Source organism: Tumebacillus permanentifrigoris, assembly GCF_003148565.1.
In the GTDB taxonomy this organism is placed as follows: Bacteria; Bacillota; Bacilli; order Tumebacillales; family Tumebacillaceae; genus Tumebacillus; species Tumebacillus permanentifrigoris.
Genome location: NZ_QGGL01000017.1, coordinates 26,721 through 40,021 on the forward strand (window position 1 = coordinate 26,721; position 13,301 = coordinate 40,021).

The following is a 13,301-nucleotide window of genomic DNA, read 5'->3' on the forward strand; positions in this document are numbered from 1 at the left end:
CGCCTTGCCCCCCCTTACAAAAGTGCCCGATCTCGAAACTCCTTGGCCTACAGGATGGTTTCGTTGCCAGCTGAGATGTGGATGTTTTGACCGCCAAGGTTTTTCACCGGCGGGTTGACCAAGAAATCAAGCGCCGGGATCATCTCCTGCCAGGACAACAGCGTCGGTTTGAGGCCGAAAATTTCCACAGCTTCCTTGATTCCCTTTTTCGTTGGGCTGTCGAAGTTCTCGTCATAATAGCCGAATGTCATCGCGTTGACCGCCAACTTGAAGGCCGTCAACTCCTTGGACAGGCATTTCATGAACGAGATCTTGCCTTGGTTCAGGACCGGAGAACTCGGATAGCCCGCATAGTGCAAGACATCGAAGAACATCGGGAAAATGATGCTGCCCGACTTGCGGCGCATCATCGTGCTGACCGCCACGCGGTTGAACAGGTAGATCCGACGGAACGTCTCGGAGATCATTTCCCCAAAATTCAGCGGATCTTGTTCGAACAGGTCTTCTTCGTTGAGCATTTCGTTGCCGTGGATCAGGACATCAAGTCCCTCCATGCGGGTCCCCGCCTCTGCGAGCACGGCCGTCACCGTGTCGAGGGTGTAGGCATGCTCCACCAACACATGCAGGCGTTCACGCTGCTCCTCCGCAGTCTCTTGCAAGTAGCTTTCCGCCGCAGTTGCCTCTTGGAACAACACCGTCACGCGATGTCCCTGACCCAGCAAATGATTGGCGATGAGGCGGTTGAAGGTTTGGTCGCCGTTGGTCAAAAAAATGGCTTTGCTCATGTTTGCTCCTCCTATCGAAGGAAACCGCCATCCGCATTCAACACGATGTTGGACAAGTAGTTGGACATGTCACTTGCGAGGAACAAAACGGAATTGGCAATTTCCTCGGTTTCGCCAAGGCGTTTTTGAATGGTAAAACGCAAGAAGTTATCAAGTTTCGCTTTTGGAACATGGCCGATCATTTCCGTATTGATCATCCCCGGTGCCACCGCGTTCACATAGATCCCATCCTGCGCGTACTTGCGCGCCAGCAGTCGGGTCAAGCCCATCACAGAACCCTTGGACGCACCGTAATTCGTTTGTGCTTCTCGACCCAACACGCCCGTAACCGAGACGATGTTGACGATCTTGCCGTATTTTTGTGGCAACATGTACTCCAGCGCTTCGAGGCTGCAGACATAGGTGCCGAGGAAGTTCGTGCGATAGACCGCATCCCATTCGTCTTCGGTCATTTGGAACGAGATGTTGTCGCGCACGATGCCCGCGTTGTTGACCAGCACATCGATTCGTCCGTGTTCCGCCACGACTTTGGCCATCATCTCGGCGACGAATGTGCGGTCTGCGATGGAGCCTTTGTAAAATTGCACCTTGTGCCCTTGTTCCGTGTATTCCGTCTGCAACTGCTCCGCTTCACGGTCGCTGCTTGCATAGATCCCGATGCACGTCGCGCCTGCCTCAGTAAATGCTTGCAAAATGCCTTTACCGATCCCGCGCGTGGCCCCCGTGATGATTGCGACTTTGCCACTCAGCAACATGAGGTCACCCTTTCTGCTCACTCCGTGATGAGCTCGTTTTGCAAAAGCAATTGTTTGGCGAGGTTGTATCCGCTCCACAGGGTCCCGGTGTACCCACCGCCCGGTCGCGTCCATGCCCCGGCCAGATACAACCCGTCAATCGGCGTCGTTTGCGGGAGACGTCGTTGGAAGGATTGATCGAGCGACTGCACCGCACCGTAGATCGCGCCCACTGGATTTTTGGTGTAGCGAATGTTCGTCATCGGGGTGGACAGTTCGAACATTTCCACTTTTTCACGCATACCGGGGAAGCGGTCTTCCATGCGTTTGAGCAGGATGTCCATCGACTCTTGTTTTTTCTGCTGGTATTCTTGCTCGGTCAGGTCTTTCCAGTGCGTGTGATCGTTGAGCACGATCAGCGAGAGCGTGGTTTTGCCAGACTTTTGGTAGTTTTTGCTAACGTTTTCGTAGATCGTCACGCACAGCGGCATCGTTTCCAACTTGTTGTCCACCGTCTCTTGATATGCGCGATCCAAGTCGTAGTACTCGTTGATGAACAACTCGTGATCTCGCACACCATACGTTTGTGCAAAATCCATGTCGAGCAACACGTAGGCTTGCAACGACGCGAGGCTCGGTTTTAGTTTCTCGATTTTTTTGACGTATTTGGCGGGCAGCTGTTCGAAGCCGACCAGATCGCGGAACGTGTGCATCGGGTTGGCGTTGGAGATGACGATGTCGGCGTTGATGACATCGCCTTTTTTCAATTGCACCCCGGTTACGCGACCCTCTTCGGTGAGAATGCGTTCCACATCTCGGTTCGTGCGCACCTCGCCACCATGCTCGACGATGATGTCCCGCAGCGCATTGGAGAGCGTCTGCGAGCGTCCTTTCGGGTAAAAACCACCGTAGACGTGGTATTCCGTCCACAGGTAGGCCATGATCGTGCCGGCCAGTTGAGAGGGAGGTAAGCCCAGATACACCCAGAACTGACCCAAAATCGATTTCAAGCGCTCCGAACTCACGTGGCGGCTCACGATCTGGTCAAAAGTCGAGGTATAGTCCACGAGCAGCGTTGGGACATCTGAGAAAATGTCGACCTTCTCTCCGTTGTTGGTTTTCTCAGAGAGATAGAGAATGTCCCTGCGGATCTCCATAAACTCAGCAAACAGCGCTGCAATTCCCGCTTGCTCTTCCGGGAAGTGAGCGCTCAAGGCGGCCTGATAGTCCGCAAGACCTTCGGGTCCGCCGCGAACGGTCAACTCGAAGTCCGGGTATACCACTTTATAGAGGCTGTGTGCCTCGAGAAACTCGACCCGTTTGTCGAGTCCGACTTCCTTCATGATCTGATTCATCGCTCCGCCCTCTCGCAGATCGCCGATCATATGAAGAGAGACTTCGAATTCGTACTGATGGCGGCGAAACGAAGTCGCATAGCCACCCGGAATATAATGGCGCTCAAAAACGCGCACCTGATGTCCAGCCTGAGCGAGCATGGCTCCGCTCATCAATCCCCCCAGACCCGATCCAACTACCACAACATCCGCCATATGAACACCTGCCTCCATTCCGGTTACATAATAGGTTGGTCTAGAGGAGAGTTCCTCTAGACCAACTGCAATCTTGACCAGAAGTTGATTATTCGCCCAGTTTGGAAGCGATGAATTGCGAAAGGGTTTCGACCGAGAAGAAATGTTTTTGGATCTCATCTTGCGGCAGACCTTGCAATTTCACGCCGAATTCTTCTTCCAGACCTGCTACAACGTCGAGCGCTTCAACCGAATCCAGACCCAGACCTTCGCCGAACAATTGGTCGTTGTCGTTGATTTCTTCAGCGGTGATATCTTCCAGTTCCAGACGTTCAATCAAAATGTTTTGCTTGATCACAGATTTGATTTCTTCGATCGTTTTCATGTGTGCATTCTCCTCTTTTTATGAAAATGTATAAGGACATCTACCAATGAGCTTAGTTTACGGCGCTGACAACGACCGCAATGTTGTTGCCATTGATAGAAGAACCAACCACGAGGCCATGTTGGAATCGTTGGTTTGCTGACAGCGACTCCCCAGCAGCAGCCACTTCTTGCCAAGCTGTTTGCTGGTTTTGATGGCTGGAGATCATGTCGGCCGCCACATACAAGTGGTAGAGGGCGCTGGTCGATTCCCCGTAGCCAAACACATCGTTGAAGCAATAATTCGGGATGTTCTGCTTGCCGAACATGCTGTCGATCGCGTCCTGCTCCAACCCCGCCGTGTGCGGAAGTCCTGCGGAGCTGAACAACACGAAGTCGACATCCTCGACGCGCAGACCAGCATGTTCCAGAGCGGTGTTCACAGCACGGTGCAGTTGTTTCTCAACTTCCTGCTCGCTCGCACTGAAGGTCAAGCCAAAACCGCTCAGTTCCGCATACACTTTCATCCCGTTTTGCTGAGCCGATTCCAAGTTGGACAGCAGCAGCGAAGCACCGCCCTCCGACAGTTGGAAGGGACTTTGATCGAGGCCCAACGCGCGGTCGATCGTCGCGGACAATTCGGAGCGCTCATCCCCGGCTCCGACCAAGCAATAGGTCTGGATGTTGTTTTTGATCGTCTCATAGCCGTACAACGCGCTCATCAACCCGTCGTTGCCACCGGTGCTCAAGGACGTCCCATAGCCTTTGAGCTTGAGTTTCTTCGCCATCTTCCCTGCTGTGGAGTTCAAGACCATGTCGGGGAAATAGATGCCGCTGGCAAACTCCGGCCCTTTGTTGAAGATGATGTCTAAGTACTTTTGTGCGCTCTGCAAACTGCCACGGGAAGTCCCGTAGATCAGACCGACTTGCGAAGCGCTGACATCCGCTTCCTCCCACCCTGCGTCTTGCAGTGCGAGATGGGTCGCCCCGATGCTGAATTGGGTCAGCGAGTTCATCCGGCGTTCGTACAGATTCTTGTCATACGCCTTCAGATCGAATTCGCAGGGTACGACGGGCCCGTCCGTGCGGGACAGCCACGGCAAGATGCTGCCCGTTTCGTACCCGTGGTGGTGTACCATGCCCATGCCGGAGATGACCACGCGGCTGTGGTTGCGCGAGCGCTCCGTATCGGTTGCTTGGTTTTGCTTCCAGTTGCGCGATACGATCGAACAATTGTGCCCGCCGAACGCAGAGTTGTTGCACAGGAAGAACTCCGGTTTTTCTTCGCGCATGCTGTTGACGATCAGGTTGGCGTCCTCACTGCCTTTGCGCGGTGCTTCAAAGTGCAAGGTGGCAGGCAACAAGCCTTGCTGCATCGCCAAAAGCGTCGTCACGTATTCGATGGCGGCAGCAGCGCCGAGGTTGTGCCCGAAATACGCTTTGCTCGACGAGATCGGCAGTTTCGAGAATTGCTCCTCGCCGAACAGTTTTCGCAAGCCGAACAGTTCAGCCGAGTCGTTGGCGGCCGTTCCCGTGCCGTGTGTATTGATGTAGCCGACTTGGGTCTTGTCGATCTCCGCTGTCTTCAGCGCCAATTCCACCGCGTGCTGGATGCCGCGCCCTTCCGGCTCGGGAGCCGTTTCATGGTACGCGTCGCTGCTCAAGCCGTAGCCGTTGACTTCTGCATAGATCTTCGCCCCACGCTGCAACGCAGATTCCAGCGACTCCAACACGACGAACGCCGCACCTTCCCCAAGGCTCAAGCCGTAGCGGATGTTGTAGGGAGAGCATGGTTCTGGATTCAAGGCTTGCAACACATTAAACCCGGCATAGACGGAGATCGACATCGGGTCGGAACCGCCGGCGAGCATCATGTCCGCATACCCCTCGGCCACCATGTCGCTCGCAAAACCGACCGCGTTGCCGCTAGCCGCGCATGCGGTGTTGATCGTGTTGACGGGTCCGTGCAGGTCGAAGTGTTTGGCGACAGCATCCCCTTGTTGGAAGAAGGGGTACTTCGCCGTGTTCTCCTTGTCCAGACCCTCTACCGTCCATTGCACTTCCAGGGAGTTGATCCCCCCGTTACAGGTTCCGAGCGCGACTCCCATGCGGTCACGTCCAGCACTGTCCAAAGACACATGCGTGTCTTCTAGCGCCTCTTGGGCAGCGATGATCGCGTATTGCGCACAGCGATCATAGCGGGCCAACTCGTCTGGGGAAAAATAGCTCTCCGCCTCATACGCTTTGACTTCGGCACCCATTTGGCTGATGAACTTCGAGGTGTCAAATCTCTCCATTTTTGCAATTCCGGTTTGGTTTTCTTTCATTTTGGCCAGAACTTCTTGTTTGTTATTGCCCAAGCCACAAATGATCCCGATCCCGGTGACAACCACTCTTTTTCTGGTCCCCATTGAATATCCCCCTCTTGGAATGATTGGTTCCAAACGATAAGGGAGAGGCCTCTCCCGCTCTCTTTTGCTACGACCCGTGCTACGTACTAATGCTCGACTTACAATTGTTTTTAAATTAAAAATATATGTGTATTACCGTGTTTCAAGTAGCAAACAAAGTTGCTAAACTTTCGGTTCCAGATTATCTGAACTCTATTACTTTGTCAATGCAAATTACCTAACTTTTCATTAAAGTACATAATATAAAATACTTATTTGTTTGCCACCATCAATAATTTGTATTTGTTTTTTCGTCTGCTCCTCGAAAAAAAAGACCGAACCCGCACCCGGATTCGGTCTTTTTTGGCGTATCGATCTGGTTCTGGTGTCGCACAGGACGTTAGTGGCGCTCCGACTTCTTCAACGCCGCCTGAATGCCGTCGATGACCGTCTTCAGCACTTGAATCCGCGCATACTTTTTGTTCTCCGCTGCAACCAACGTCCACGGAGCGTAGTCCGTGTTCGTCTGTGCAAACATCTCTTGTGCAGCCTCGACGTAGTCGTCCCATCGCTCGCGGTTGCGCCAGTCTTCCTCCGTAATCTTCCACGCTTTCAACGGGTCAGACTCGCGGTCTTTGAAGCGGCGGAACTGTTCTTCCTTGGAGAGGTGCAGCCAAAACTTGAACACGAGAGCGCCATCATCGGTCAGCATTTTTTCCAGCTGGTTGATCTCCGTGTAGGCACGTTGCCACTCCGCTTGGGTGGCGAATTTCTCCACCCGTTCCACGAGCACGCGTCCGTACCAAGAGCGGTCGAAGATCGAGATCGCCCCCCGCTGCGGCAAGCGTGTGAAGAAGCGCCAGAGATAGTGGTGTTCACGTTCCACATCATTTGGAGCGGCGATCGGATGCACCTGGAACCCGCGCGGGTCGAGCTTTTCGGTGAGGCGTTTGATCGCCCCACCCTTGCCAGATGCGTCCCACCCTTCAAATACGAGGACCAGTGGGATGCGCTTCTCGACCAATTTACGCTGCAAGCCTACGAGCTGAAGCTGATAGGTTTTGAGCAAGTCTTCATATTCTTTCTTCTCCAGTGCAACAGAGAGGTCTACCGATTGCAAGTTCATAGGGCTCGTTCCTCCTTGAATGATCTCTCCTCAACGCTTCCCTCTATCATACCATCTATTTACGAACCAAAAACCCCTTCAACAGGTGAAGGGGTTTTTGACAAACGGGCTTAGCCATTCTGGTGGAGCTCTTCTAACTTCGACTGGTTGTTGCGCAACCCGGAGACGGTGTACCCGATGATCAGCAACGAGATCGGGTAGAGAATCCACCACGAGAACGTCCCCATCACAGCGACGACCAGCAACAGGGTGAGCACGCCGAACACTTTGTAGCTAGTGCGGGGCACCAGTTTCAGATACGCAGCCACGCTGAGGCCGTACAACAGGAAAAAGTTCTGCCCGGCCACTTGCAACAGCGATTGCAACGAGATGACCTTGGTGGCTTGCAACACCACCACGCCGGAGAACAGCAGGATCACGCTGACCAACGCGATGCGCGGGCTTTGTGTCCCTGCATCGAGACGGCTCAAGACCTTGGGCAACAACCCTTCCCGAGCGGATGAGAACACCAGCCGAGACGCGGCCCATGTCGCTCCGATCAAGTTCGCCGCGATGATGACCACGCCTAGCACACCCACGAATCGTCCGCTTGCCTCTCCCAAGAACGAGAACAGCAGAGCGGCGACAGGCGCCGTTGTGACATGTTCATTCGAGGGAGCGAGCGTCAATTGGACCGCCAACGCAATCCCCAGATAGAGCAAGATCACGCTGATGAAACTCGCGGCGACGGCGATCGGGAAGTCGCGCTTGGGATTGCGGTATTCCTCTGCAGTGAACGAGAGCATCTCCCAACCCGTGTAGGCAAAAAACACCATGCCCATCACCGGGAGTCCGTTCGTCCACTCGGCCAGCGGAGGGACACCCGTGCCTGCCGTGGTATCCCCGAACAGCAAGGCGACGACAGCGACGATCACCAAGAGTCCAATCAGCGTAAATGCTAGGACTTGCTGGACACGTCCTGAGACTTTCGCACCCAAGAAATTGACCAGCCCTGCCATGAGCAGCAGCCCTAGCGTCGCGGCGATTGCGGTTTTTTCACCGCCACCTACCGCAGTTGCAAAATAATTGCCGCCCGTCAACGCGATCGCAGGAATGCCCAGCGAAAACGTCCCGAGGAGCAACACTTCTGTTGCGGCACCTGCCCGTCTGGAAAAACCGGCTTGTAAAAAGCCGGCAATCCCACCCGCGCTCGGAAAGTTCGCGCCTAAGAATGCGAAAATGACCAACAGCGGGATGACGATCAGTGCGTCCACAATCCAAGCGTAGAGCGCCGCACCCTGTACTTGTTGATACGCCAAACCGGGCAAAACCAGCAGGCCGCTTCCCACCACGATGGTAATGGCTAGACCGATTGCTTGTCCAACTGTGAGTGTCTTGGCCAGTTCCGTCGAGTTCTTGGTCATGCAGGGGTCGACTCCATCAATTTGATGATATACAGGCAACCTTGTTCGCCTGCGACAGAGGAGTGCAGCGTGCCTTTGGGCAGCAACAAGCGGTCGCCCGAATCGCATTCCCACGACTGTTCTCCGATGGTGAACGTAATCGTCCCGTCGATGATCAGCAGCGTCTCATCAACTGGGTGTGTATGCGTTGGGTGTTCACGATGTGGGGTGTCTCGTTGGACTTCGACAGAGCCGGTGACCGGCAACGTTGCCATCACTGCCTCTTCCAGCGTTACGCGAGAGCCGCGTACAATTTCCGGTGATGCAAAGTGAGTCGTCAACTTCATACACTCCTTTTATTTCTGATCTTTGAGCATGGCATGGAACGGACATTTTGCAGGTGATTCATTTTCATCCGTGATGAAGTATTGCTTCCACTCACGGTTGGCTTCATTGCCATAGACCCCCATCGACGGGTGCAATTCGACATCGTCGTAGGCGGCGAGACGTTGGCGAACCAGGGCGCGGCCCTTTTCGCCTTTTTCACCGTGCAGTTCTTCAAAGACCCAGCGCGGTTGGAAGGTGATGAGGAAACCCTTGCTGCGGCGGCTGCGGCGCAGTTCGTGCGCCGGTGTGTTGCAGACGACAAAAATCGGTTCCCCGTTGAAGCAGAACTCCCAGAGCGGGTCATCCGCATTCGTTGGAATCTCCATCGGCCACGCTTCCGGATCGTGTTCGTTCAGGAAGCGCAGCACGCTCCAGAACAGGTTTTGGTACTCATCCATCGACAGCGTTTCATCAAGCGGCTTGAAAAACGATACGAACGAGGTCATGCGTCCTAGTTCTCGGAACATCTGCGTGTAGGCAACGAGCGCATCACGCAGTTGCATCAGGTCTTGCTCGTTGGTCGGGTCTTCGGTGAAGGTGTAGCAGAGCAGATCCTTTTTGAAGCCTTCTACACCAAACACACAGGGAAACGGTGCGCTTTCCGAGATCAGGTCATGCTTCAGAGATTCATAGACCTCCATCCCCCAAGCGGGAATGTCGGCTCCGTGCTCGATGTCCTTGCGTCTGAACAGCTTCGTAGAGGTATCTTGATGTTGTAGTTGGTTGGTTGTCTTTTCAGCCATTACTACCACCTCATTTTTTTCATAGTATACAAAATAATAAATTAGAAGTCAAACTAATAACGTTTTAATTATAATAATGCATTATTTGTGTAAATATATTCATTCCAAGATGTACAAAAAAACCCTTCGCGCGGTGCGAAGGGTTTTAGCGGGTTGCGGATTCGATTTTTCGCAAGCGTCTGTACGTCTCCTCGTCGCAGATCACAAACAAGCTGGCTTCAGCAGGAATCTCCTCCTCCAACCGTCGGTTGATACTCAACTGTGTACCGTCTGCAATCAGCGTCGCGCCTTCCTGCAACAGTTCCACAAACGCATCTCGGTAGGTCTTCCATTCCGGTCGCGTCCGCAACTGGTGCAGTTCCTCACCTTGACCGTGCTTCAAAAGTTGCGAGAGGATGTTTGAAGTACCAGGGTGGAAGGCGGAGCGGACAGCAAGTTGCGAGATCGTGTCATGTCCGAGGATGAACTCGTCGATTTTGACATGCTGGAAGTTTGGGAGGTTCTGTTCGTCCTTGATTTCGACGATGGTATGTACGTGGCTGTAGTTGCGCTCGATGGCGGTGGCGATCAGCAGGGTCTTGCCATCGATGAAGGAGGGATCGCGAACGACCGTGTAGTTCTCCGTGACGTCATTTGCAAAAATAAACACCGCACGGGCTGCTGCTAAATTGGCGGATTCGAGCACCTCTGCTTTGACTGGGTTGCCTTGGATATAATGAACGCGCGGGTGTTGAATCGGTGTTTTTTCCAAGGTGTCGATGATCACGACCTCCGCTTTTGGGTCGGTCTGGAGGATTTGTTGCGTGGCGAGTTCGGCGTGTTTGCTCCAATCGACGATGACGAAATGGTGCTTGCCCGTGAACTTCAATTTTCCTTCCTCCTTCCTGTGCCGATAGACAAACAACGCCCCCGCCACCTTGGTGATCGTGATCGAGAGCAAGCCAATTCCGAAGATGTAGAGAAAGATCCCGAGACACTTGCCCGCGATCGTATGCGGATAATAATCGCCGTACCCGGTCGTGGTGACGGTGGTCATCACCCACCAAAACCCATGAAACGGTCGGCCAAATGTATCAGGCTCCAACCAGTAAGCCAGCCAAGAGGAGACGAGGAGCAGCAAAACAGCGGTTCCGTAGATGAGACCATTGTTCATGAGGAAGATTCTCATGAAGATTCGGGTGAGGAAGATCATAGGTACCTCCTTCCAGCATGTTGGGAAGTAAACGTATTCCTTCTATACTACATATAGTCGCCCTCTCCTGCTGCATTTTAACACCCGATCTGGATCTAGAGGTTCACTTATACAAAAGAAAACCCGTTTCGATCAATCGAAATGGGTTTTCTTTTGTACAGAAGACACAACCACAATAGGATCTAACTTCCAATCACGTTCTCCATATTGTTCAGGGGCGCGAACATCACTGGTTATTCCTTCGGCAATCAACCTATCGCGTAGTTGTGAACTAAGTAGTGGCAAGCGAATCAGGCGATTTCCAGCCACTACTTCTTCCTGTGTTGAAACAAAATCTCCGAACTGACCTTGTAGGAGGGAGTCCTCATAATAAACAGGGTATTCAAGGTAGCCTCTCCGATCACATCGAGGACATTTCCTAGCGCCTACAAACTCCAGTTTCGGATTCTTCGCACTCCAAGGTGAGAGCTGTTGAGAGGGTACAAGTTGATAAGCGGGTTGCCTGTCTTCGTCGCTACCTTTATGTAGAACCGGGTGGGTCTCATAGCCCTCGATCCCCCAGTCTTTAAAACGTGAGAGCAACCGCTCAGAAATGACGAAGTGCTCATGGTCAACGTGTACCATATCATACTCTTCCAAGTACGACGTATCAATCACGAGTGGCGACACTACTTTTTTTCGATAAAGCCTACAGTTGTCGCATACGATCTCGGTCTCAAACTCCGCACCTTGATCCTCCAGATAGACGTCCGGGTTGTTGCCAATTCCGCTGATGAGAAAAAACGGGGCTTCATGGTAGTCCTTTTCTTCATACTCAAACCGATAACTGCATGTAACATTCAGGATTCCGATCGCTCTCAATTCCTGCGAGATCCTTGCAAATACATCAGGATTGTAGAGAATATCTACCTGATAATCGAGCGAATTCATTTGACTCGCATATCGAGGAAGCGAATCCGATGGTGTTTGATTGACACCATTGCTCTTGAAAATCTGATCGACGTGCAAACGATCACTTTGCTTGGAGGTAAACAAAACTTTCATGTAAATCTTCATGCGATCGACCCCCTACAAGCTGTTGGACGGAAAAAACTGTTGGGGGAATTGTTCCCTCAACAGTTTAGTTCTTAATATCTCCACTGACCTGTTTCTACGAACTTGGCCAAGAAGTTCCAGTATTCGTTGCCTGTTTCATAATACATTTGATAATATGCCTCTTTATGCGCCTTGAAAATCTCTGCGTCTGTTAAGAACAGATAGTTTGTTCCATAAGGAATCTTTTGCTGTAGTACATTTGTTACTACCTTATGATAATCATAAGGCATCGCGATCGCAAGCATATTATTCTCCGTGGTAAGATAATCCCAACCGATATAGGGTGCAAACCTCTTCTCAATAATGTGATGCCGCTCCCAATTGACCGGTATCGTTTTGTTTTTCAAAGTTCCGTATTGCATCACCCCCACTTTCAAGGAATCATGCAGAAGAGAACTATTTTCAATCATTCGTTTTACGCCACTTAATGCGGGAACTCCAGGGAAGACAATTGAAGCACCATCAGCAAAAACCCAGAATCCATTCCAAAATGTTGGATTTGCATTAAACTCAGCCAGAGATAGTACAAAACTTCCTACATCAAAAATCGTCTCAAAGAATTGTGGTTCGATCAGTTCCAACTCTTCCGTAGAGATCGGATGTACGTCGATCCCTTCCAGTCGATAGCCGTTTTTGAGATTAACAAACGACCGTTCGTCAATTGTAGTACTAGGAGTTAGAAAGAATTTTGTCTTGATGACTCGACCTGTTTCGTCGCGAAGTAAAACAACTGCCACACGGTCCGGCATTTTAGCAACACGTTCTGCCTTTTGAACGGACTTTTTTTGTTCTTGTTTTAAAACTACTGGTTGATCAGGCTTGGACGAAAAAGCTAAAGCTTTTACATCCGTGAGGCTTAGGAAAGTTACAATCGCCATCACTAAGCACATAATATTCACAAAGAACTTTTTCATAAAATACCCCCTTTTTATTCACAATATTGTAATTATAATATATCAGTCATAGATTTTGCATGTAAATATAAAAGAAAATAAAGAGATAGGGAGTGATCGCTTCCGATGTTCAACGTTACCCTTTTCCATGAGGTCGAAGTACAGCGAAACCTTCGGTTCGGTAGGCGGATAGATAACGACGAAGAGTTCGCTTAGATAAACCCGTTTGCTCACAAATGGCTCTCTACATTTAATTGATCTTGCCTGGGTCAACCCCATCAACTAGGAGAGGTGGACTACTAATAACGAGAATTAACTTCAACTGTGGAGAATAGAATAGTACATCCAAACTTACAGAAAGTATTTTTACAGTCAGTCTCCTCCTACAAAGTGGGTTAATGAGATCCTCCATACCTTTACTAAGACAAAACAATATGTCTCCAAATATTTCAGTGTAAATAAACTAAATTTATGAACGTTTATCTTGATCTACTCTCTCCTAATCAGTCTAAAACAACGCCTATTAAAACTATGTCACTTACTACCCTCACATTTGAAAAACCTTGTATTGCAATGGATAACGGCCAGATGTTGAAAGTTGAGCCTGGAGCATCTATCATTACAAATAACCCCCCTCCAATACCATGGAGGGGGGTTACGTCGTTAATCTGCTATCAAAACA

The 13,301-nt window shown here is 51.3% G+C and carries 13 protein-coding genes; all 13 read right to left on the reverse strand.

Features of this window, described 5'->3' with window-relative positions; all coding sequences use genetic code 11:
• Positions 1-47 precede the first annotated feature (47 nt).
• The 13 genes from C7459_RS17580 to C7459_RS24200 all read right to left on the reverse strand — a co-directional run bounded on the left by C7459_RS17580 (position 48) and on the right by C7459_RS24200 (position 12,857).
• Positions 48-785, reverse strand: a complete 738-nt coding sequence (locus C7459_RS17580; protein ID WP_109690597.1) for an SDR family NAD(P)-dependent oxidoreductase — start codon at positions 783-785, stop codon at positions 48-50.
• Positions 786-796: 11 nt separating this feature from the next.
• A complete protein-coding gene (locus tag C7459_RS17585; RefSeq protein WP_245884616.1) occupies positions 797-1,561 on the reverse strand; it encodes a 3-oxoacyl-ACP reductase family protein in 765 nt (254 codons plus the stop codon).
• Positions 1,558-3,069, reverse strand: a complete 1,512-nt coding sequence (locus C7459_RS17590; RefSeq protein WP_170119530.1) for a phytoene desaturase family protein — start codon at positions 3,067-3,069, stop codon at positions 1,558-1,560. Before C7459_RS17590 ends, C7459_RS17585 begins: the two co-directional genes overlap by 4 nt.
• Positions 3,070-3,157: 88 nt before the next feature.
• Positions 3,158-3,433 carry a phosphopantetheine-binding protein gene (locus tag C7459_RS17595; RefSeq protein WP_109690600.1) on the reverse strand — a complete coding sequence of 92 codons (276 nt, stop codon included), beginning with the start codon at positions 3,431-3,433 and terminating at the stop codon, positions 3,158-3,160.
• A 52-nt stretch (positions 3,434-3,485) separates the two neighbouring features.
• Positions 3,486-5,822: a beta-ketoacyl-[acyl-carrier-protein] synthase family protein gene (locus tag C7459_RS17600; RefSeq protein WP_109690601.1), complete on the reverse strand. Its 2,337-nt coding sequence runs from the start codon at positions 5,820-5,822 to the stop codon at positions 3,486-3,488.
• A gap of 379 nt (positions 5,823-6,201) precedes the next feature.
• Positions 6,202-6,927: a polyphosphate kinase 2 family protein gene (locus C7459_RS17605; protein ID WP_109690602.1), complete on the reverse strand. Its 726-nt coding sequence runs from the start codon at positions 6,925-6,927 to the stop codon at positions 6,202-6,204.
• A gap of 110 nt (positions 6,928-7,037) precedes the next feature.
• Entirely contained in the window at positions 7,038-8,330 is a 1,293-nt protein-coding gene (locus tag C7459_RS17610; protein WP_170119531.1) for an APC family permease, read from the reverse strand.
• Positions 8,327-8,650 (reverse strand): cupin domain-containing protein, encoded by a 324-nt coding sequence (locus C7459_RS17615; protein WP_170119532.1) that lies wholly within the window; start codon positions 8,648-8,650, stop codon positions 8,327-8,329. The genes C7459_RS17610 and C7459_RS17615 overlap by 4 nt, the downstream gene beginning before the upstream one ends.
• A 15-nt stretch (positions 8,651-8,665) precedes the next feature.
• Positions 8,666-9,439: a YqcI/YcgG family protein gene (locus C7459_RS17620; protein WP_109690605.1), complete on the reverse strand. Its 774-nt coding sequence runs from the start codon at positions 9,437-9,439 to the stop codon at positions 8,666-8,668.
• A gap of 145 nt (positions 9,440-9,584) precedes the next feature.
• On the reverse strand, positions 9,585-10,631 hold the full coding sequence (locus C7459_RS17625; RefSeq protein WP_109690606.1) for an ion channel: 1,047 nt from the start codon (positions 10,629-10,631) through the stop codon (positions 9,585-9,587).
• Between the two features lie 132 nt (positions 10,632-10,763).
• Complete coding sequence (locus C7459_RS17630) at positions 10,764-11,687, reverse strand: hypothetical protein (protein WP_109690607.1); 924 nt, start codon at positions 11,685-11,687, stop codon at positions 10,764-10,766.
• Positions 11,688-11,758: 71 nt separating this feature from the next.
• The gene (locus C7459_RS17635; protein ID WP_109690608.1) at positions 11,759-12,640 is read right to left on the reverse strand and encodes a hypothetical protein; all 882 of its coding nucleotides are present in this window, start codon (positions 12,638-12,640) and stop codon (positions 11,759-11,761) included.
• Positions 12,641-12,755: 115 nt separating this feature from the next.
• Positions 12,756-12,857, reverse strand: coding sequence for a helix-turn-helix domain-containing protein (locus tag C7459_RS24200; RefSeq protein WP_109690679.1), 102 nt, complete (start codon positions 12,855-12,857; stop codon positions 12,756-12,758).
• Positions 12,858-13,301: the final 444 nt, after the last annotated feature.

Excerpts from the sequence above, each read along its gene's own strand:
- C7459_RS17580 (WP_109690597.1), bottom strand. The coding sequence starts at position 785 with ATGAGCAAAGCCATTTTTTTGACCAACGGCGACCAAACCTTCAACCGC.
- C7459_RS17590 (WP_170119530.1), bottom strand. The coding sequence starts at position 3,069 with ATGGCGGATGTTGTGGTAGTTGGATCGGGTCTGGGGGGATTGATGAGC.
- C7459_RS17595 (WP_109690600.1), bottom strand. The coding sequence starts at position 3,433 with ATGAAAACGATCGAAGAAATCAAATCTGTGATCAAGCAAAACATTTTG.
- C7459_RS17600 (WP_109690601.1), bottom strand. The coding sequence starts at position 5,822 with ATGGGGACCAGAAAAAGAGTGGTTGTCACCGGGATCGGGATCATTTGT.
- C7459_RS17605 (WP_109690602.1), bottom strand. The coding sequence starts at position 6,927 with ATGAACTTGCAATCGGTAGACCTCTCTGTTGCACTGGAGAAGAAAGAA.
- C7459_RS17610 (WP_170119531.1), bottom strand. The coding sequence starts at position 8,330 with ATGACCAAGAACTCGACGGAACTGGCCAAGACACTCACAGTTGGACAA.
- C7459_RS17620 (WP_109690605.1), bottom strand. The coding sequence starts at position 9,439 with ATGGCTGAAAAGACAACCAACCAACTACAACATCAAGATACCTCTACG.
- C7459_RS17625 (WP_109690606.1), bottom strand. The coding sequence starts at position 10,631 with ATGATCTTCCTCACCCGAATCTTCATGAGAATCTTCCTCATGAACAAT.
- C7459_RS17630 (WP_109690607.1), bottom strand. The coding sequence starts at position 11,687 with ATGAAGATTTACATGAAAGTTTTGTTTACCTCCAAGCAAAGTGATCGT.
- C7459_RS17635 (WP_109690608.1), bottom strand. The coding sequence starts at position 12,640 with ATGAAAAAGTTCTTTGTGAATATTATGTGCTTAGTGATGGCGATTGTA.